This window comes from Cupriavidus sp. GW821-FHT02F09, from assembly GCF_059421605.1.
Genome location: NZ_JBWKVH010000001.1, coordinates 273,092 through 292,438, shown reverse-complemented (window position 1 = coordinate 292,438; position 19,347 = coordinate 273,092). Strand labels below are relative to the sequence as shown.

Annotated in this window: 16 protein-coding genes and 1 pseudogene; 14 read left to right on the top strand and 3 right to left on the bottom strand. The window is 66.6% G+C overall.

The genetic code is table 11. The annotated features are described in order from the left end of the window. Positions 1–10 precede the first annotated feature (10 nt). Positions 11–349, bottom strand: a pseudogene (locus AC07XB_RS01540) (HigA family addiction module antitoxin); the annotation flags it as partial. Positions 350–363: 14 nt separating this feature from the next. Beyond that, the gene (locus AC07XB_RS01535; RefSeq protein WP_492827282.1) at positions 364–645 is read right to left on the bottom strand and encodes a type II toxin-antitoxin system RelE/ParE family toxin; all 282 of its coding nucleotides are present in this window, start codon (positions 643–645) and stop codon (positions 364–366) included. Positions 646–1,098: 453 nt separating this feature from the next. Between AC07XB_RS01535 and AC07XB_RS01530 the strand changes: the two genes are divergently transcribed. The 8 genes from AC07XB_RS01530 (at position 1,099) to AC07XB_RS01495 (ending at position 10,475) form a co-directional block, all read left to right on the top strand. Continuing rightward, the gene (locus AC07XB_RS01530) at positions 1,099–3,006 is read left to right on the top strand and encodes a feruloyl-CoA synthase (RefSeq protein WP_492827284.1); all 1,908 of its coding nucleotides are present in this window, start codon (positions 1,099–1,101) and stop codon (positions 3,004–3,006) included. 40 nt (positions 3,007–3,046) lie between these two features. Beyond that, positions 3,047–4,186, top strand: a complete 1,140-nt coding sequence (locus tag AC07XB_RS01525) for an acyl-CoA dehydrogenase family protein (RefSeq protein WP_492827286.1) — start codon at positions 3,047–3,049, stop codon at positions 4,184–4,186. 53 nt (positions 4,187–4,239) lie between these two features. Then, positions 4,240–5,427 carry a lipid-transfer protein gene (locus AC07XB_RS01520; RefSeq protein ID WP_492827288.1) on the top strand — a complete coding sequence of 396 codons (1,188 nt, stop codon included), beginning with the start codon at positions 4,240–4,242 and terminating at the stop codon, positions 5,425–5,427. 34 nt (positions 5,428–5,461) lie between these two features. Next, the gene (locus tag AC07XB_RS01515; protein ID WP_458763728.1) at positions 5,462–5,902 is read left to right on the top strand and encodes a MaoC family dehydratase N-terminal domain-containing protein; all 441 of its coding nucleotides are present in this window, start codon (positions 5,462–5,464) and stop codon (positions 5,900–5,902) included. A 14-nt stretch (positions 5,903–5,916) separates the two neighbouring features. Beyond that, the gene (locus AC07XB_RS01510) at positions 5,917–6,342 is read left to right on the top strand and encodes a MaoC family dehydratase (RefSeq protein WP_492827290.1); all 426 of its coding nucleotides are present in this window, start codon (positions 5,917–5,919) and stop codon (positions 6,340–6,342) included. Between the two features lie 29 nt (positions 6,343–6,371). Beyond that, positions 6,372–7,196, top strand: a complete 825-nt coding sequence (locus tag AC07XB_RS01505) for an SDR family NAD(P)-dependent oxidoreductase (RefSeq protein WP_492827292.1) — start codon at positions 6,372–6,374, stop codon at positions 7,194–7,196. A 231-nt stretch (positions 7,197–7,427) separates the two neighbouring features. After that, on the top strand, positions 7,428–8,984 hold the full coding sequence (locus AC07XB_RS01500) for an AMP-binding protein (RefSeq protein ID WP_492827363.1): 1,557 nt from the start codon (positions 7,428–7,430) through the stop codon (positions 8,982–8,984). A 69-nt stretch (positions 8,985–9,053) separates the two neighbouring features. Next, complete coding sequence (locus tag AC07XB_RS01495; protein WP_492827294.1) at positions 9,054–10,475, top strand: carotenoid oxygenase family protein; 1,422 nt, start codon at positions 9,054–9,056, stop codon at positions 10,473–10,475. Between the two features lie 66 nt (positions 10,476–10,541). Here AC07XB_RS01495 and AC07XB_RS01490 read toward each other — a convergent pair whose 3' ends face one another. Then, complete coding sequence (locus tag AC07XB_RS01490; RefSeq protein WP_477132673.1) at positions 10,542–11,240, bottom strand: TetR/AcrR family transcriptional regulator; 699 nt, start codon at positions 11,238–11,240, stop codon at positions 10,542–10,544. Between the two features lie 431 nt (positions 11,241–11,671). Here AC07XB_RS01490 and AC07XB_RS01485 point away from each other — a divergent pair, with 431 nt between their 5' ends. The 6 genes from AC07XB_RS01485 to AC07XB_RS01460 all read left to right on the top strand — a co-directional run bounded on the left by AC07XB_RS01485 (position 11,672) and on the right by AC07XB_RS01460 (position 19,182). Continuing rightward, complete coding sequence (locus AC07XB_RS01485; protein ID WP_492827296.1) at positions 11,672–12,943, top strand: MFS transporter; 1,272 nt, start codon at positions 11,672–11,674, stop codon at positions 12,941–12,943. Between the two features lie 53 nt (positions 12,944–12,996). Next, entirely contained in the window at positions 12,997–13,845 is an 849-nt protein-coding gene (locus AC07XB_RS01480) for a dihydroorotate dehydrogenase electron transfer subunit (RefSeq protein ID WP_492827298.1), read from the top strand. Further along, positions 13,838–14,788, top strand: a complete 951-nt coding sequence (locus AC07XB_RS01475) for a dihydroorotate dehydrogenase (RefSeq protein WP_492827300.1) — start codon at positions 13,838–13,840, stop codon at positions 14,786–14,788. Before AC07XB_RS01480 ends, AC07XB_RS01475 begins: the two co-directional genes overlap by 8 nt. A 73-nt stretch (positions 14,789–14,861) precedes the next feature. Next, positions 14,862–16,115 (top strand): hydantoinase/carbamoylase family amidase, encoded by a 1,254-nt coding sequence (locus tag AC07XB_RS01470; protein ID WP_492827302.1) that lies wholly within the window; start codon positions 14,862–14,864, stop codon positions 16,113–16,115. A 56-nt stretch (positions 16,116–16,171) separates the two neighbouring features. Then, a complete protein-coding gene (locus AC07XB_RS01465) occupies positions 16,172–16,885 on the top strand; it encodes an orotate phosphoribosyltransferase (protein ID WP_492827304.1) in 714 nt (237 codons plus the stop codon). Between the two features lie 263 nt (positions 16,886–17,148). Next, positions 17,149–19,182, top strand: a complete 2,034-nt coding sequence (locus AC07XB_RS01460) for a sigma-54-dependent Fis family transcriptional regulator (protein WP_492827306.1) — start codon at positions 17,149–17,151, stop codon at positions 19,180–19,182. The last annotated feature ends 165 nt before the right edge of the window (positions 19,183–19,347 follow it).

Sequence of the window (19,347 nt, the reverse complement as noted above, 5' to 3'; positions counted from 1 at the left end):
ATCACGCCGCCAGCGGTTGAATCTCGCGAGCGATGGCGTCGCCTGCGGCAGCCCAGGCTATGCGCAAGTCGTAAGCCGCTTGCAGGTTCGCCCAGAACTCCGGCGTCGTTCCGAAGAACCGTGCCAGGCGCAGCGCGGTATCTGCCGAAATGGCACGGCGGCAGCGCACGATGTCGTTGATGCGCGGTGCCGGCACGTGCAGGGCCATCGCGAGCGCATGCGCAGACATATTCAAGGGATCGAGAAAGTCCTCGCGCAGGATTTCTCCCGGGTGGATCGGCTCGATCGCTTCGCCGGTCGCCACATCCGAGAAATCGACCTTGTTCAGGTCTTCACGTTTGATCGTCATGGTGGCCTCGATGGTCAGTGATAGTCGGCGATTTCCACGTCATAGGCATCGCCGTTGTCGAAGTGGAAACAAACTCTCCACTGCTCATTGATCCGGATGCTCCACTGGCCTTTCCGATCGCCTTTGAGGGCTTCCAGCCGATTGGACGGCGGAGCGCGCAGATCTTCAACCGCTATCGCGGCATCGAGCGCCCGGAGCCTGCGCAACGCAGCCCGCTGGATCTCGCGCGGAAGGCTGTTGACGAACTTGCTGGCAAACACGGCTGCGGTCGCTTTGTTCGCGAAGGTTCGAATCATGTTTATCCATGCTATAACGCAACACGTTTAACGTCAAACGTTAAATTCCAGACGTTAAACACCAGGGGCAGATTCACGCCATGCCAGCCCAGGCGGCTCACCGCTCACCGCATGAGCGGCACTCTGACGCTTCGCGGCTTCCTCCCCGCCGCCGACACGTGCGGGAATCGGCACAGCATACGAGGTCGGGAGTCCCACCGCGCGTTCAGTCACCATCTTTGCCGGCGCTGCAAAGAACTGTGACCAGTCCCCTCAGGGGGATGTCGTACAGCACTTGAGTCCAAAAGCCAACGCCGCTGACAACGGCACCACGGCTGTCAAAGTCCCCTGATTCCCCAAACCACCTAACGCGGGTGGTTATCCCAATCCCCCCTTCGCAGTACCGTATCACCCATACCAAAACACCCGGCTGACGCGCCCAAAAAACGCATCCAGCCCAGGAGACAAGCCAAAATGAGCAAGCAAGCGGCCGGGCACCAACCGGCTCCCGCCGACCATCCCGCCACGCCACAGCACAAGTACCGGCCAGTCTGCTTCCCCGAACGCCGCACGCTCGTCGAGCGTCGCGCCGACGGCACGCTGCTGCTGCGCAGCGACGCCCCCGCTAACAAGATTCCCCAGCAAGGCCTGGCCGACTTCCTGCCGTACTGGGCAGAACGCCGTGGCGCCAACGCCGCCTTTCGCGAACGCGACGGGCAAGGCGCATGGCGCACCATCACCTGGGCCGAACTGTGGCGCCAGGTGCAGTCCGTTGCCGCCGCGCTACTGGATCTCGGCCTGGGGCAGGACCGCCCGTTGATGCTGCTGTCCGGCAACTCCATCGAGCAGGCCGTCATGCTGCTCGCCGCCGACTACGCCGGCGTACCCGCGGCTGCGGTGTCTCCCGCCTACTCCACCGTCAGCCGCGATTTCGCGCGGCTCAAGGCGGTGGCGGAACTGGTGCCGCCCGCAGTGCTGTTCGTGCAGTCGGCAGCCGCCTTCGAGCGCGCCATCGCGGCCCTGGACTGCCCCGCGGGCGCCGTCATCGCCGTGGACGGCGCAGCCGCCGGCCAGCACGCCTGGAGCACGCTGACGGCCACCGCATTGACGCCAGCGCGGCTGGCCGCACTCGATAAGGCACATGCCGCCATCCGGCCCACCGACACCGTGCGCGTGCTGTTTACGTCCGGCTCCACCGGCGTGCCCAAGGGCGTGGCCGTTGCCTACAGCAATCTCAACGCAGTGACCGCCTATCACGCCGAGAACCTCGCCGCCCTGATCGAGCGGCAGGCGGTGTTCCTCGACTGGCTGCCCTGGCACCATGGCCTGGGCGGCGTGGCCAACTTCGCACGCGCCATCGTGCTGGGCGCCACGCATTACATCGACGATGGCCGCCCCCTGCCCGGCCTGATCCAGCGCACCGTGCGCAACCTGCGCGAAGTCTCGCCCACCCTGTTCAACAGCGTGCCGTCCGCGTGGAGCGCGCTGGCCACTGAACTCGAACGCGACCCGGTGCTGGCGCGCAGCCTGCTAGCCAATGTCGTCAGCTTTGGCTATGGCGGCGCCAGCCTGCCGCGCGATGTGTTCCAGCGCATCCAGCGCGTGGCCGAGCAGACCGTGGGCGAACACATTGTGTTCGGCTCGGGCCTGGGCGCAACGGAAACCACTGCGATGGGCGTGTCCTGCACCTGGGCCACCGACGACGTCGGCAACGTCGGCGTGCCGATGCCGGGCGCCGAAGTCAAGCTGGTACCGCTCGACGGTGGCGACGGGCGTTTTGAGATCCGCATGCGCGGCCCCTTCGTCTTTGCCGGCTACGTCAAACGCCCCGACCTCACCGCCGCGGCGTTCGACGATGAGGGCTATTTCTGCCTGGGCGACGCCGTGCGCCTGACCGACCCGGCCGATCCGGCCCGCGGGCTGGTGTTCGCCGGGCGCGTGGTGGAGGACTTCAAGCTGGCCAACGGCACCTGGGTACGCACCGGCGCCGTGCGCCTGGGACTGATCGATCAATGCGCCCCGCTGCTGACCGATGCCGTCATCTGCGGCCACGATCACAACTACCTTGCCGCGCTGGCGTGGCCTAACCTCGCCGCCTGCCGCTCGCTAGCCCCGGAGCTGGCCGAACTGGACGCCGAAGCGCTGGTCCAGCACCCGCTGGTGGTGAATGCGCTGAGTGAACGCCTGCGCGCCCAGGGCAAGGACGGCGCCAGCCTGAGCGTGCAGCGCCTGATGCTGATGGCCGAGCCGCCCTCGATCGACGCCAACGAGATGGCGGAGAAGGGCTACGTCAACCAGGCCGCCACCCGCGCGCGCCGCGCCCATCTCGTCGAACAGCTGTTCCACGCAGAACCCGCGGCAGACGTCGCCCGCGCACGCTAACACCGGACCAAGCCCCAACCTATTCCCATCGGAGCTTTACATGCAAGTCACCCGCACCGTCTACCGCGACGACCACGAAATGTTCCGCACCACCGTGCGCCGCTTCCTCGAACGCGAATGCGTTCCGCGCCAGGCCGCCTGGGACAAGGCCGGCGTGGTCGACCGTGAGACCTGGCTCAAGGCTGGCCGCGAGGGCCTGCTGTGCATCACGCTGCCGACCGAGTACGGCGGCGGCGGCGGCGACTTCGGCCATTGCGCGGTCTTCAACGAGGAAGTTGCGCGCGCCGGTGTCAGCGGCCCCGGCTTCGGCGTGCATTCCGACATCATTGCCCCGTATATCAACCGCCTGGGCAACGAAGAGCAAAAGCAACGCTGGCTGCCCAAGGTGTGCTCCGGCGAAGCCATCCTCGCCATCGGCATGACCGAGCCGGGCACCGGCAGCGACCTCAAGGCCGTGCGTACCACCGCCGTGCGCGTGGGCGACGAGTACGTGATCAACGGCAGCAAGACCTTCATCAGCAACGGCCTGAACGCCGACCTGATCATCATGGTGTGCAAGACCGATCCCAGCGCCGGTTCGCGCGGCGTCAGCCTGATCATGGTGGAAGCGAGCCGCGAAGGCTTCCGCCGCGGCCGCAAGCTCGACAAGGTGGGCCAGCATGCCCAGGACACCGCCGAGCTGTTCTTCGACAACGTGCGCGTGCCGGTCGGCAACCGCCTGGGCGAGGAAGGCAAGGGCTTTGCCTACCTGATGGGCGAACTCCCGCAGGAGCGCCTGAGCATCGCCGTGAGCGCTGCCGCCAAGCTGGAAGTCTGCCTGGAGCACACCATCAACTACGTGAAGGACCGCAAGGCGTTCAACCAGACCGTGTGGGACTTCCAGAACACCAAATTCAAGCTGGCCGACATCAAGGCGCAAGCCGTGGCCGTGCGCCTGCTGGTGGACCACTACCTGGCCGAGCACGTGCGCCGCCGCCTGACGCTGGAAGAAGCCGCGATCGCCAAGCTCTATGCCACCGAGGCCCTGGGCAAGGCGCTGGACGAGATGGTGCAGCTGCACGGCGGCTACGGCTACATGCTGGAGTACCCGGTGGCCCGCGCCTTTGCCGACTCGCGCGTGACGCGCATCTATGGCGGCACCAGCGAAGTCATGCGCGACCTGATCTCGCGAAAGATGTGAGTTGCAATCTCCATTTCCCATCGCTAATCGTCAATCCCTGAAGGAAGAGCAACATGACCCGTAAAGTATTCGTCGCTGGCGTCGGCATGATCCCGTTCAAGAAACCGGGCACCAGCGAAACCTATGACATGATGGGCGCGCACGCCGTGCGCCAGGCGCTGGAAGATGCCGGCATCGACTACGCCGACGTGCAGCAGGCCTATGCCGGCTACGTCTACGGCGACTCCACCTGCGGGCAGAAGGCGCTCTACCACGCAGGCATGACCGGCATCCCGGTCATCAACGTCAACAACAACTGCGCCACCGGCTCGTCGGCCCTCTTCCTGGCACGCCAGGCGGTGCAGAGCGGCGCGGTCGACTGCGCGCTGGCGGTGGGCTTCGAGTTCATGCAGCCGGGCGCGCTCAGCTCCAAGTGGAGCGACCGCGCGCCGGCGCTGGAACGCGCGCTGAATGTGGTCAATGAACTGGTCGACCGCACCGACCTGCCCAGCGCCATCCGCCAGTTTGCCGGCGCGGGCCGGGCCCACATGCAAAGGTACGGCACCAAGCTGGAGACCTTCGCCAAGATCCGCGCCAAGGCCAGCCAGCATGCCGCGCGCAACCCGCTGGCCGTGTTCCGCAACATCGTCACCCCGGAAGACGTGCTGGCATCGCCGATGCTGTGGGACGGCGTGCTGACGCGCCTGATGGCCTGCCCGCCGACGTGCGGCGGCGCCGCCGCCATCGTGGTCTCGGAAGAATTCGCCCGCAAGCGCGGCCTGCGCACCGACGTGCTGATCGCCGGCCAGGCGCTCACCACCGACACGCCGAGCACCTACGACAGCAAGGACATGATCCGCGTGGTCGGCTTCGACATGACGCGCGCCGCTTCGCAGAGCGTGTACGAGCAGGCCGGCATCGGCCCAGAGGACGTCGATGTGATCGAGCTGCACGACTGCTTCGCGCAGAACGAACTGCTGACCTACGAAGGCCTGGGCCTGTGCGAGGAAGGCGGCGCGGAGAAGCTGGTCAACGACGGCGACAACACCTACGGCGGCCGCTGGGTCGTCAACCCGTCCGGCGGCCTGCTCTCGAAGGGCCATCCGCTCGGCGCCACGGGCCTTGCCCAGTGCTACGAGATGACGCACCAGATCCGCGGCACGGCCGAGCAGCGCCAGGTGGAAGGCGCCAAGGTGGCGCTGGCGCACAACCTGGGCCTGGGCGGCGCGTGCGTCGTCACGGTTTACAAGAAGCACGCTTGATCGCGCTTACCGGTCATTCGACGGAGTCAACCTCATGATCGACAAGAAATTCATTGGCAAGGTGATTGCGGATTTCCGCACCACCGCTGCCGCCAGCCAGTTGCGCTTCTTCGCCAAGGCCACCGGCGAGACCAGGGCCATCTATCTCGACGAAGCCGCCGCGCGCGACGCCGGCCACCCGGGCCTGCCGCTGCCACCCACCTTCCTTTTCTCGCTGGAACTGGTGCAGCCGCCAAGCGCCTGGCGCGACGAGCTTGGCATCAAGGTCGAGCGCATCCTGCACGGCGAGCAGTCCTTCGACTACCACCGCATGGCATACGCCGGCGACACGCTGCACCTGCAGACGCGCATCACCGACATCTACGAGAAGAAGGGCGGCGCGCTGGACTTCGTGGTGCGCGAGACGCGCGTGACCAACCAGGACGGCGAGCACGTGGCCGACCTGCGCAGCGTGCTCGTGCAACGCAACGGCTGAACCGGAGAACCCGAATGAGCAATCTGAGCAATCTGAGCTTTGACACGATTCAGGTCGGCGACACCCTGCCCCCGCTGACGCTGGAGCCGATCAACCGCACCACGCTGGCGCTGTTTGCCGGCGCCTCGAACGACCACAACGCGATCCATATCGACATCGACTTCGCGCGCCGCGCCGGCATGCCGGACGTGTTCGCCCACGGCATGCTGTCGATGGCCTACCTGGGCCGCCTGCTCACGCTGTGGGTGGACCAGCGCCAGCTGCGCCAGTTCGGCGTGCGCTTTGTCGGCATCACGCACCTCGGCCACCGCATCACCTGCAGCGGCCGCGTGGTGGAAAAGTTCGAGGCCGACGGCGAGCGCCGCGTCAAAGTGGAAATCCAGACAGCCAACCAGTACGGCGAAACCAAGATCCTCGGCGACGCAGTCGTCGCGCTGTAACCCCCTTTTTTGATATCAAGGAGCAAGACATGGGAAAACTCGACGGCAAGGTGGCACTGGTCACCGGTTCGGGCCGCGGCATCGGCCAGGCTATCGCACTGAAGCTGGCCAGCGAAGGCGCGCGTCTGGTCATCAATGACCTCGACGCCGAACCGGCGCACGAGATGGTCGAGACGCTGAAGAAGCTGGGCGCCGAAGCCGTGGCCTGCGTGGGCAACGTGAGCGCGCCGGACTTTGCCGATCGCTTCGTCAACACGGCGATGACCCAGTTCAAGAGCATCGACATCCTGGTAAACAACGCCGGCTTTACCTGGGACGACGTGGTGCAGAAGATGAGCGACGAGCAGTGGTACGCCATCATCGACTGCCACATGACCGCGCCCTTCCGCATCATCCGCGCGGCCTATCCGCATATCAAGGCGTTGCACGCCGCCGACAAGGAAGCCGGTCGCGAGGTGTATCGCAAGATCGTCAACATCTCGTCGACCTCGGCCCTGAACGGCAACGCCGGCCAGCTGAACTACTCGGGCGCCAAGTCCGGCGTGATCGGCATGACCCGCGCGCTCGCCCGCGAATGGGGCCGCTTCAATGTCAACGTAAACGCGGTGGCATTCGGCCTGATCCACACCCGCATGACCTCGGCGGATGCCAAGGCCGGTGCCACGGTCAAAATCGACGGCCGCGACATCCGCGTTGGCCTGAACCCGGATCTGCTCAAGGCCCACGCCCAGCGCAACCCGCTCGGCCGGGGCGGCACCCCGGAAGAAGCCGCCGGCGGCGTGTACCTGTTCTGCTCGCCCGAGTCGAACTACATCACGGGCCAGACCATCGCCGTGGCAGGCAACGTGCAGTAGGGCTGTAGTCAAGCAGTACCATGCCGGTCATCGCCCGATGACCGGCATGCGTGACCGGGCCTCGTCAAGCGGGATCTCCGTCCTCAGCGAAAAGCCTGGCCCCCCTTGCTCCCCACCACACGGCCCCCGCGGGCCGCCATCTGCCGTCCCCTCCACTCTCGTAAAACCTCCTTGCCACGTCATGATCCGCCTGCTAGAGTCCACAACTGATCACTGCATAGTTAAAGAAGAATCGATCGTGCCGCCTGGCAGGCGCGACGACCACCGACAGGAGACACGATGGTTCCGGCACTATGGTTTGACGGGCGAGCGTACTCGGCCGACTGGATGAAGGGGGAGATCCGGCGCATTCTCGCTGGCCTGCACGATCTGCAATGCAAGGAGGGCGACACCATCGCCGCCATGCTGCGCAACAGCCCGGAGTACGTGGCGCTTGTGCTGGCCTGCCGCCAGGCGGGGCTGTACCTGGCATCGATCAACTGGCACTTCAAGGCGCTCGAAGCCAACCATATCCTGACCGACAGCGGTGCCCGCGCGCTGGTTGTCGATGCGGACCTGCTCGACCCGGTGCGCGAAGGCATCCCCGCGGGCGTCGGCATTATCCTGGTCTCGCGCGGCGCAGCGCCGCCGTCCAGCCCGCAGGCGCATCACTGGGCGGATTTCGGAGCGGGCCTGCCGGCCATGCCGCCGCGCACCGGCACCTCGCACGGGGCCATCGCCTATACCTCCGGCACCACCGGCAAGCCCAAAGGCGTGCGCCGCATTCCCGGCGCGCGCGAAGAGCGCGCCGCCATGGAGCAGCGGCTGCAGCGGGTCACCGACATCGTCTACGGCACAGGGGCGGACGTGACGGCCTACCTAAGCGCGCCGATCTACCACAGCGCGGCCATGGCCTACCTCTCGCACTTCTGCAACCTGGGCGCCACGCTGGTGCTGGAGCCGCGCTTCGATGCGCAGCGCACGCTTGCGCTGCTGGCGCGCCACAAGGTCACGCATGCCTACCTGGTGCCGACCATGTACCAGCGCCTGCTGGCCTTGCCGCCAGAAGCGCGCACGGGGCATGACCTGTCCGCGCTGCGCCAGGTGGCCTCGACCGGCTCGCCCTGCCCCGTTCCCCTCAAGCAGGCCATGATCGCGTGGTTCGGGCCGATCATCACGGAGGCCTACGGATCGAGCGAGGCGGGCTACACCACGTTTGCCGACTCGGCGAACTGGCTGCGCCATCCGGGCTCGGCGGGCAGCCCGCTTCCCGATGCCGAAATCCGCGTCCTGGACGACGACGGCAACGCGTTGCCGGCGCGGGAAATCGGCCTGATCTATGTTCGCCAGCGCGCCCTGCCCGACTTCACCTACATCAACCGGCCCGAAGCCCGCGCGGCCGTGGAGCGCGACGGGCTGATCACGCTGGGCGACATGGGCTACCTGGATGAAGACGGGTTCCTGCACATCCGCGACCGCAAGGCCGATATGGTCATCTCGGGCGGCGTGAACATCTATCCGGCGGAGATCGAGTCGGTGCTGCAGACCATGCCGGGCGTTGCGGACTGCGCGGTCTTCGGCATTCCCGATGCGGAGTTCGGCGAAGGCCTGGCCGCCGCGGTCCAGCCAAGCCCCGGGCACAGCCTCGACGGCGCGCAGGTGCAAGCGTTCCTGCGCGAGCGCATTGCCAACTACAAAGTACCACGCATCGTCGAGATCCACGCGATGCTGCCGCGGGAAGACACCGGCAAGATCTTCAAGCGCCGGCTGCGCGAGCCGCACTGGCAGGACCAGGCGCGCGCCATCTGAATCCAGCGGTGCCCAAGCGCATCAAACCCATCAAAAGCAGGTAAATAAAACAGATCGGAGACAGCACCCATGGCCATCGCCTTCCCCACCAATGAGCCCTATTTGTCCGGCTACTTCGCGCCGCTGCACGCCGAGTGCGACGCGCCCAACCTGCCGGTCACCGGCGAAGTGCCCGCCGGGCTGCGCGGCACCTATTACCGCAACGGGCCGAATCCGCAGTTCGCGCCGCGCGGCAAATATCATTGGTTCTCGGGCGATGGCATGCTGCACGCGTTTCATTTCGAGAAGGGCCGCGTGTCCTACCGCAACCGCTGGATCCGCACACCGAAATGGGTCATGGAAAACGAGAACGGCGAAGGCTTGTCGGGCTCGCTGGCAAGCCGGCACCTGACGGACCCCAGGCTGCTTGAGCTGAACTCCACCGTGGCCAATACCAACGTGGTCTGGCATGGCGCCCGCCTGCTGGCGCTGGAAGAAGCGCATATGCCATTCGAAGTGGACCCGGTATCACTGGCGCCGCGCGGCTACCAGACCTTCGATGAGAAATTTTCCGGGCCCATGACCGCGCACCCCAAGATCGACCCGGTCAACGGCGAAATGGTCTTCTTCGGCTATGGGGCCCGCGGCCCGTTCACACCGGACCTGATGCTGCATGTGGCAGACAGCCAGGGCAAGCTGCTGCGCTCCGTGCATATCGTCGCGCCGTTCCCGAGCATGGTCCATGACTTCATGGTGACGCGCACCCACATCCTGTTTCCCATCTTCCCGCTGACGGGGTCGATGGAGCGCGCCACCAACGCCCAGCCGGCCTATGCGTGGGAACCGGACAAAGGCACGCACATCGGCATCCTGCCGCGCGACGGCACCGCGGCGGACGTGCGCTGGTTCACCGGCGATCCGTGCTACGTCTTCCATCCGATGAACGCCTTCGACGCGCCGCACGGCGGCATCGTCTGCGACATGATGAAGTACGACGTTCCGCCGCTGTTCCCCGGGCCGGACGGACGCCCACTCTCCAACGGCGCACCCGTGGCCAGCCTGGTGCGCTGGACCTTCGACCTGGCGGGGAAATCCGGCGCGTATCGCGAGCAGCCGCTATGCGATACGCCGGGCGAGTTTCCGCGCCTGGACGAGCGCTTTGCCATGCTGCCCTACCGGCACGGCTATTACTGCAGCGGCGATATCTCCGCCTCCACCAAAGGCGACAGCCTGCGCAGCGGCCTGGCGCATATCGACTTGGCCACCGGGCAGATCGCGCAGTACCAGCCGCCGGCCGGCGACAAATGCGGCGAACCCGTGTTTGTCCCGCGCCATGCGGATGCCGACGAGGGCGACGGCTGGCTGCTGTCCGTGATCTGGCGCGCCGCGGAGAACCGCAGCGATATGGCCATCTTCAACGCGCAGGCGCTGGCGCAGGGGCCGGTGGCGCTGGTGCACCTGTCGCATCGCGTGCCCGCCGGCTTCCATGGCAACTGGCGTCCCGCCGACTGAGGCGGATGCATGCTGCGATGCACGCAGCGCAAGGTGCTGGTGGACTGACCGGGCAAGGCCCCCGGCCTAGCGCGGCGTTGCCGATCCCCGCAACGCCGCCAGGCAGAACTGCACGACAACATCGGCCATCTGCTCGGCCGTGGGCTTGTGCGTGGAGGCCACGGGCAGGCGGCGGCGGTCGATGGTCAGCGTGGCCAGGCCGTGGGTGGCGGCCCACACGGAGAAAGCCAGTTGTTCCTCGCTGAGCTCGCCGACGCCTGGCGCCTGCAGTACGGGCCCGATGGCGCTGCGCAGCACCTGGAACGAGGCAGCGCCCGCCTCCGCCAGCTCCGGATACTGCTCCCGGTCCGCGATCTCCGGCCCGAACATCAGGTGAAACCGCGCGGGATGCGCCTGGGCGAACGCCACGTAGGCGAGCATGATCGCCCGCAGCCGGCCTGCCGCATCGGCAGGGTCGATGTTCTCCACGCTCTGGCGGCGATACGCCACCAGGTCGCGAAACGCCTGGGCCGCAATGGCGGCCAGCAGCCCGTTCCTGTCTTTGAAGTGATAGGCCGGCGCGCCCGGCGAGACCCCGGCCAGCTTGGCTGCCGTGCGCATGCTCATGCCCGCGATCCCCTCGGTATCGAGCAGATGGGTGCCCCACGCGATCAGCGAAGCGCGCAGGTCGCCATGGTGCCATTGCCCTTCCGGCTTGGTGGTTCCACCTTGGGACTGGCCCTGCTTTACCGGGGCGTCGCCGCGTGCTGTTGCTGGTTTTTTCATGGAAGCGGAGTTTATCAAATGCCTGCACCGCGGCATGAATGCCCACGGTTTTCTCAATAATTAGACAATTGTGCCGCCACGGCTGCTGCGGACCAGCGCGAGGTGCCCACGGGCCGCAATCCTGCGTGCCGCCAGGCCCCTAAAAATCCCTTGCAAACGCGATTTCTCACGTGTAATCTAAAAAATAAGACAGATGCCGAATGGCAAAGGCTATTTGCAGCGTAGTGCCTGCAGCCCGATCCATCCGGTTATTTTTTCTCCATGCAGTCTACAAATTGAGACAAATTTCGGATTACCAGTGGTGTCCCGCAACCCGGGCCAGCCGGCAGCAGCGCTAACCCGCGCAACAAGTGAACCAGAAGACGCTACCCGTCGACGACACAGCCCGCCGGCCGGCGCACATGCTCAACAAAGGCACAGAGGAACGCCCCATGGAAGCCAACGCTCGCGCATCGGTCCCCACGTCCGACGCCCCGCCCCTACGAACCGACCGGGCCTCGCCCTACGCCTGGAAGGCGCTGGCCGGCTCGGCCATCGGTTACGCGATGGATGGGTTCGACCTGCTCATCCTCGGTTTCATGCTGCCCGCCATCAGCGTGGCCTTGAGCCTGAGCACCGGACAGTCCGGTGCCCTGGTGACGTGGACGCTGATCGGCGCGGTTGCCGGCGGCATCCTCTTCGGCGCGCTGAGCGATCGTTACGGGCGCGTGCGCGTGCTCACCTGGACCATTGTGCTGTTTGCGGTCTTCACCGGCCTGTGTGCGTTCGCACAGGGCTTCTGGGATTTGCTGGCCTACCGCACCATCGCCGGCATCGGCCTGGGTGGCGAGTTCGGCATCGGCATGGCGCTGGCCGCGGAAGCCTGGCCCGCCAGCAAGCGCGCGCGGGTGTCGTCGTACGTGGCGCTGGGCTGGCAGAGCGGCGTGCTGCTGGCGTCCTTGCTGACGCCGCTGCTGCTGCCGCAAATCGGCTGGCGCGGCATGTTCCTGCTGGGCGTGGTGCCGGCGCTGGTGGCCTGGTTCGTGCGCAACCGGCTGCATGAGCCGGAAGTGTTCGTGCGCCATGCCGAGGCCCAGGACAAGGCCCAGGACAAGAACAAGCCGAGCGCATTCAAGCTGCTGGTGGCCGATGGCCGCACCACGCGAACCAGCCTCGGCATCGTGATCCTGTGCTCGGTCCAGAACTTTGGCTACTACGGCATCATGATCTGGCTGCCGACCTATTTGTCCAAAGCCCTGGGCTTCTCGCTGACCAAGTCCGCCATGTGGACCTCGGTCACCATCGTGGGGATGATGGTCGGCGTCTACGTGTTTGGCCAACTGGCCGACCGCATCGGGCGCAAGCCCAGCTTCCTGATCTTCCAGGCTGGCGCGGTGGCGATGGTGATCGCGTATGCGCAGATGTCCGACCCCGTCACCATGCTCTGGGCCGGCGCGGTCATGGGCCTGTTCGTCAACGGCATGATCGGCGGCTACGGCGCGCTGATCTCGGAAGCCTATCCCACCGCGGCGCGCGCCACCGCGCAAAACGTCCTGTTCAACATCGGGCGTGGCGTGGGCGGCTTCGGGCCCATCGTGGTCGGGGCCCTTGCCGCAGCCTATTCCTTCCAGGTGGCCATTGCCCTGTTGGCCAGCATCTACGTGCTGGACATGATCGCCACGATCTTCCTCATCCCCGAGCTCAAGGGCGTCGAGCTGGAATAAGCGGCGCGCATTGCATCGCCCCGTACCGCATTAGTCAGGACTCAGGAGTCATCATGCCTGCAACCTTGTGCAGCCCGGACAGCACCGCCGCGGTAGCGTCCTATCGCTGCCGCGTGGTCGAACATTCGTGGGTCAACCAGCGCTACAAGCACATCCGCCTCGAAGCGGATGCGCCCATTGCCAGGATCACGAAGCCCGGGCAGTTCTACCAGCTGCGCTGCCCCACCACCGACACGGAACAGCCGTTCCTGCTGCGCCCCATGAGCGTCTATGGCGCGGGGCCGGAAGCGGGCCGCATCGAGTTCCTCTACAACGTGACCGGCGTGGGCACGCGCGCCATGGCCAGCCTGCCGGTGGATGGCCACATGGAGATCGTCGGCCCGCTCGGCAACACCTTCACCTTCAGGCCGGATTTCAAGCGGATCCTGGTGGTGGCGCGCGGCGTGGGCCTGGCCACCATGGCGCCGCTGATCCAGCAGGCTGCCGAAGCTGGCGCCGCCATTACCGCGGTGATGTCGGCCCGCACCCGCGACGACCTGATGGAGCACGAATTCCTGCGCGGGGCCAACGCCCAAGTGCATAGCGTGTTCGATGCCGATGGCTCCTCGTCGGTGGAGGCCACGGAGGTACTCATGCGCGGCCTGATCGGGCAGCAGCGCCCGGATGCGGTCTACACCTGCGGCTCGCACCGCCTGCTGATGCTGCTGCAGCGCGTGCTGGCCGACCATCCCGAGGTGGTGGGCGAAGTCGCCATGGAGCAGCGCATGGCCTGCGGCATGGGCGTGTGCCTGTCCTGCGTGCGGCTGTTCGATTGCGATGGCGACAAGCAATTCCTGCGGGTCTGCCGGGAAGGCCCGGTGTTTTCCATTCGTGAAGTGGTCGGGGAGGTGGAGTTTGGCTGATCTCACCGTTCGGGTTGGCGACTTGACGCTGCGCAACCCGGTCATGCCCGCCTCCGGCTGCTTCGCCATCGAGTACCGCGAAGCGCTGGACCTCAACCAGCTTGGCGCGCTGGTGATCAAGAGCGTCTCCCCCAGCTCCCGGGCCGGCAACCCCACGCCACGGGTAGCCGAGGCCTATGGCGGCATGCTGAACGCCATCGGCATCCCGAGCAAGGGGCTCGACTATTACCGCGAATGCGTGCTGCCGCCTTACACGCGCTACAACACGCCGGTGGTGGTGTCGATCTCCGCCGATACCGCGCAGGCGTTCGCCCTGGCGTGCGAGCAGATGTCCTTGCCCGAGGTTGCCGCCATCGAGGCCAATATCTCGTGCCCCAACCTGGAAGCCGACGGCATGGCCTTCGCCATGCTGCCCGAGACCACCTACAAGGCGGTCTGCGCCATCCGCCGGCGCACGCGCCACCCCCTCTGGGTCAAGCTCACGCCCAACGCCAGCCACATCGCGGCCGTGGCCCGGGCGGCGGAAGACGCCGGCGCCGACGCCATCGTCATGGGCAACACGGTGCTGGGCATGGCCATCGACGTGCGTACCCGCAAGCCCAAGCTGGGCAATGTCATGGGCGGCCTGTCCGGCCCGGCCATCAAGCCGATTGCCCTGCGGCTGGTGCACCAGTGCCATCGCGCCGTGCGCATCCCCATCATCGGCTGCGGCGGCATCCAGAACGCCGAGGATGCCGTCGAGTTCATGCTCGCCGGCGCCGCCGCCGTCCAGGTCGGCACGGCGTCCTTCCGGGACCCCGGCGTCATGCAAAAGATCATCGACGGGCTGCAGGACTATTGCCAGGAAACCGGCACCGGGGCGCTGCGCGGCCTGGTGGGCCAGGTCCGGCTCGACCCGCACTTAAGCGACCGCTGGCTGCGCTTCGCGCAGCAATCCGGCTGAGCGCCATCCGCAAAAGACCGCTCGCGCCGGCGCATGCCGCCGGCGCGTCACTGCAACGATCAACAAACGTGCCATGGAAATTCTGCAACTCAAGCCGGTCGCCGAACAGCTCTTCAAGGACATACGCGAGCTGTCGTCCGATGGCGTTGGCGTGACCCGCGACAGCTACGGCGCGGGCGAGACCGCGGCGGCGGCCTACCTGCGGGACTTCGCGCTGCGCCACGGCCTGCAAGCGCAGGCCGACCGCGCCGCCAATCTCGTCTTCCGCCTGCCGCAAGCCGACGCGGGCGCGCCCGCTACGTGGGTCGGCTCCCACCTGGACTCCGTCCCGCAAGGCGGCAACTTCGACGGGCTGGCGGGAATCGTCGCTGGCCTGCTCTGCCAGCTCCGGCAAAAGCGCACCGGCCGGCACTCGCGCGTGCCGCTGCAGGTAGTGGGCTTCCGGGGCGAGGAAAGTGCCTGGTTCGGCAAGGCGTACATGGGTTCGGGCGCGCTGCTGGGCAAGCTCAGCGCCGACGACCTGGCGCTGGCGCACCGTCATTCCGGCGAGTCGCTGGCGGCCTGCATGACAGCCGCCGGCGCCGACGTCGAGGCGATCCGCGCGCAGGCGCCGCTGCTCGACAAAGCCAAGGTCCATGCCTACCTGGAACTGCATATCGAGCAAGGCCCGGTGATGGTCGCGCGCGGCTTGCCGGTGGCGGTGGTGCCCGGCATCCGCGGCAATGTGCGGCACAACCGGATCCAGTGCATCGGCGAGGCAGGCCACTCCGGCGCGGTGCCACGGTGGCTGCGCAAGGACGCCATGTTTGCCGTGGCCGACCTGATCACGCGGCTGGACGAGCACTGGCGTGTGCTGCTGGAGCGCGGCATCGACCTGGTCGTCACCACCGGCATGGTCAGCACCAGCCCGGAGGCGCATTCGATCTCCCGCATCCCCGGCATGGTGAATTTCAGCTTCGAGGCGCGCAGCAAGAGCGTGGAAACGCTGGAAGGCTTCTATCAACTGCTGCGCACGGAATGCAAGGCCATCTCGCGCGACCGCGGCGTGCGGTTCGAGTTCGACCGCCGCATCGAATCGGCCCCGGCCACCATGGACGGCAGGGTCTGCGAACTGCTCACGCAGGCATGCCGCCAACGCGACCTCCCGGTTGAGCAGGTGCCGAGCGGCGCGGGGCACGATGCATCGCTGTTCGCCAACGCCGGCATCCCCACCGGCATGCTCTTCGTGCGCAACGAGCACGGCTCGCACAACCCGGAAGAGGCCATGGACATCGATGATTTCCTGCTTGGCGTGCAGGTGCTGGACGACACCATCGCGAGCCTCTGAGCCGCGGCCGAGCACAAACACTGAAGCACTGAAGCACAAAAGCACTGGAGCCCTGCATGTCTCAACTACGCCCTCAACCCGACCTGTCATTGTCGGTAGGCCAGGCCCTGCTGGATGCCGGCTGCGTGAAATTCCGCACGGACGAGCCGTTCCGGCTGCCCTCCGGCTGGGCCAGCCCGGTCTATATCGACTGCCGCCGGCTGATCTCGTTTCCGGCGCTGCGCAAGGCGCTGATCCAGCGCGGCTTGACGCTGCTGCGGGCACGCAACCGGATCGACGGCATCGATGCCGTGGTCGGCGCCGAATCGAGCGGCATCGCATTTGGCGCCTGGATGGCCGAAGCCCTGGCGCTCCCGCTGCTCTATGTGCGCAAGGAAGCCAAGGGGCTGGGGCCCGCCTCGCAGATCGAGGGGGCCGTCAACGCCGGCGACCGCGTGCTGCTGGTGGACGACATGATGGCCGCCGCGCGCTCCAAGCGGATCTTCTGCGAGGCGCTGGCAGCCGCCGGCGCCGTGGTGACGGACATCTTCGTGGTGTTCGACTACGGCACGTTCCCCACCGAGCGCATCCTCGCCCCGTGGCAGGCCAGGATCCATTCCCTCGCGAACTGGCAGGACATCCTGCAAGCCGCGCGTGACAGCGGCAACGTGGACAGCCGCGGCATTGACGAACTGCAGCGCTTTCTGGCCGACCCGGCCCGATGGTCGCGGGACCACGGCGGCATCGGGGCGGGCGAGACGGCAACGACGACATTGCCCTGCAAGGCGTAACGCGCAAGCGGGGTCTGGTTGCCGGATTCGTCGGCGCCAAGGAAGGCGCCGGGAGAGATTCGGGTTCCGCCTTGCGCAAGGTACGAATCGCGTCTGGCGCGCCTCCCGTGCTGCACTGCAATGTGAGCGCCGGTTCGGGATGTGCTAAAAAGACGCGGCGCGCAGACCGGTGCCGTGTGATAGTGGCATACAACGCAGCCGTGTCGACCTATCGAACGCTGACGCACCTTGCCATTGGAGTGACGCATGTTGAGGAAGCTGGCATGACGCAATCATATGCACTGCAACACGCACGACGCGTTTCATCCGTGGTCGACAATGCGTCATTCCATGAAGCGGCGGCGCAGGCGCGCCTGTTTCGCTCCTGGACCCGCTCGCTCAATACCTTTCAGCTGGATCCGGGAAATACGTCCGGCCCGCGCGTCATCACTGCGACGGAGCTGAAAGACAGGCGCAATCGCGCCGAGGCCCTGCTGCGCTTCTCGAGCCCGGTGGTGGAGCGCTTGCACGGCGTCGTCGGCAAGGCGGGCTATTGCGTGCTGGTGGCCGACGCCGACGGCGCCCTGATCGATTTTCGTGGGCAGGAAGACCGCCGCAAGGAATACCGGCAGCACGGCCTGTATCACGGCCGCTATTTCACGGAGGACGCCGAGGGAACCAGCGGGGTGGCCTGCGTGCTGGCCGACAAGGAACCCATCACCGTCCACACCGAGGATCACTTCAGGGCAGCGTTCACCTGCCTGACCTGTACCGCCGCACCCATTATCTCGCCAGCCGGCGAACTCACCGGCGTGCTGGACGTATCGGCCGTGCGAAACAGTGAAAACCGGGATTCGCAGGAACTGATCTACGCCTGGGTATGCCAGGCGGCGGAGATGATCGAGAACGCTTACCTGCTCCACGATACCGGCCACCTGTGGACCCTGTACCTGCACCGCAGCCAGGACTACCTGAGCCTGCACCCCGAACTGCTGATTGCGTTCGACGATGCCGGAAACATTGCATCGATGAACCGGCAGACAAGGAGCATGCTGAGCACGCTATACACCGCGATTCCGGCGAACGTCCAGCATCTGTTCGATCTCAATGCCGGACAGGTCATCGACCTGAACAGCGGCCTGGAGATGTTCCCGTTGCGCCTGACCCGTGGCGGGGACCGCTTTTTCGCGAGACTTCGCCCGCCACGCCAAGCCTTGCGCACGCTATCGCTGTCGCCGGGACACCCGGCCACCGGCCACGCCGAGCCCGCGGCCCGTGCCATCGCCAGCGATCGTCTGGTCGCCGGCGACCCACAGGTCTCGTCGCATCTCGCCCGCGCGCTCCAGATCATCGACCGGCGTATTCCCGTGCTGCTGCAAGGCGAGACGGGAACAGGCAAGGAGGCGTTCGCGCTCGCCGTGCATCGTGGTTCGCTGCGCGCGTCGCAGCCGTTTGTCGCCGTCAACTGTGCGGCCATCCCGGATACGCTGATCGAAAGCGAGCTGTTCGGCTACGCGGAAGGCGCGTTCACCGGCGCAAAGCGCAAGGGGCTCAAGGGAAAGATACTCCAGGCGCACGCAGGCACTTTGTTCCTGGACGAGATCGGCGACATGGCTTTGCCGCTGCAGACTCGGCTACTCCGCGTGCTGGCTGAGAACGAGCTGGTGCCGCTGGGCTCCGAGCAATCGGTGCGGGTCGATATCAACCTGATCTGCGCCACCCACAGGGACCTTGCGCGCATGGTCTCCGAAGGCACCTTCCGGGAAGACCTCTACTATCGCCTGACTGGCGCCGTGTTCCGGCTGCCTCCCCTGCGCGATCGCACCGACCTTGGCGAGCTCGTCGACTTCTTCCTGGCGGATGAAGCCCAGGCGCACGGCACCCGGTCCGCGCTGTCCGAGGAGGCAATGGCATGCATCCGCCGCTATCGCTGGCCCGGCAACGTACGGCAACTGCGCATGGCATTACGGTATGCATGCGCGCTGGCCGCGGCCCAAGGCGTCATTGTTGCCGAAGATCTTCCCGACTATCTGCGCTGCCCGGCCGATGCCGCGCCAGCGGCGCCGCCGCCCGCGAGCCCGCCAGTCACCGCGCAGGCATCCGACAGTGCCGGCCTGCGCCCCGGCGAGCTTCTCGAACGGGAGCACATCGCGCAGATGCTCGCCTGCCACCACTGGCGCGTCAAGGAAACCGCCAAGGCACTGGGCATGAGCCGCGCGACCATCTACCGCAAGATGGCCAGATACGGCATTGTCTACCCGGGTTCGGCGTCCTTGCCGGCGTCGGCGCCCTGGTCTCAGGCGGACGAGGCGGACTGAGGCACGGTGTCTCACCGGATCGAGCCGGGCCGTCTCACGCGGGCCGCGCCGTAGCTTGCCGGGCCCTCGCCGGCGTCGTGCTGTATCGCAGCAATAACCCCGCGCGGCCCACGCTTCACCCTGCCTGCGCCTGCGCCCTGCCCACGCTGCGCCGCAGCGCGCGCA

Excerpts from the sequence above, each read along its gene's own strand:
- AC07XB_RS01535 (WP_492827282.1), bottom strand. The coding sequence starts at position 645 with ATGATTCGAACCTTCGCGAACAAAGCGACCGCAGCCGTGTTTGCCAGC.
- AC07XB_RS01530 (WP_492827284.1), top strand. The coding sequence starts at position 1,099 with ATGAGCAAGCAAGCGGCCGGGCACCAACCGGCTCCCGCCGACCATCCC.
- AC07XB_RS01525 (WP_492827286.1), top strand. The coding sequence starts at position 3,047 with ATGCAAGTCACCCGCACCGTCTACCGCGACGACCACGAAATGTTCCGC.
- AC07XB_RS01520 (WP_492827288.1), top strand. The coding sequence starts at position 4,240 with ATGACCCGTAAAGTATTCGTCGCTGGCGTCGGCATGATCCCGTTCAAG.
- AC07XB_RS01515 (WP_458763728.1), top strand. The coding sequence starts at position 5,462 with ATGATCGACAAGAAATTCATTGGCAAGGTGATTGCGGATTTCCGCACC.
- AC07XB_RS01510 (WP_492827290.1), top strand. The coding sequence starts at position 5,917 with ATGAGCAATCTGAGCAATCTGAGCTTTGACACGATTCAGGTCGGCGAC.
- AC07XB_RS01505 (WP_492827292.1), top strand. The coding sequence starts at position 6,372 with ATGGGAAAACTCGACGGCAAGGTGGCACTGGTCACCGGTTCGGGCCGC.
- AC07XB_RS01495 (WP_492827294.1), top strand. The coding sequence starts at position 9,054 with ATGGCCATCGCCTTCCCCACCAATGAGCCCTATTTGTCCGGCTACTTC.
- AC07XB_RS01490 (WP_477132673.1), bottom strand. The coding sequence starts at position 11,240 with ATGAAAAAACCAGCAACAGCACGCGGCGACGCCCCGGTAAAGCAGGGC.
- AC07XB_RS01485 (WP_492827296.1), top strand. The coding sequence starts at position 11,672 with ATGGAAGCCAACGCTCGCGCATCGGTCCCCACGTCCGACGCCCCGCCC.
- AC07XB_RS01480 (WP_492827298.1), top strand. The coding sequence starts at position 12,997 with ATGCCTGCAACCTTGTGCAGCCCGGACAGCACCGCCGCGGTAGCGTCC.
- AC07XB_RS01470 (WP_492827302.1), top strand. The coding sequence starts at position 14,862 with ATGGAAATTCTGCAACTCAAGCCGGTCGCCGAACAGCTCTTCAAGGAC.
- AC07XB_RS01465 (WP_492827304.1), top strand. The coding sequence starts at position 16,172 with ATGTCTCAACTACGCCCTCAACCCGACCTGTCATTGTCGGTAGGCCAG.
- AC07XB_RS01460 (WP_492827306.1), top strand. The coding sequence starts at position 17,149 with ATGACGCAATCATATGCACTGCAACACGCACGACGCGTTTCATCCGTG.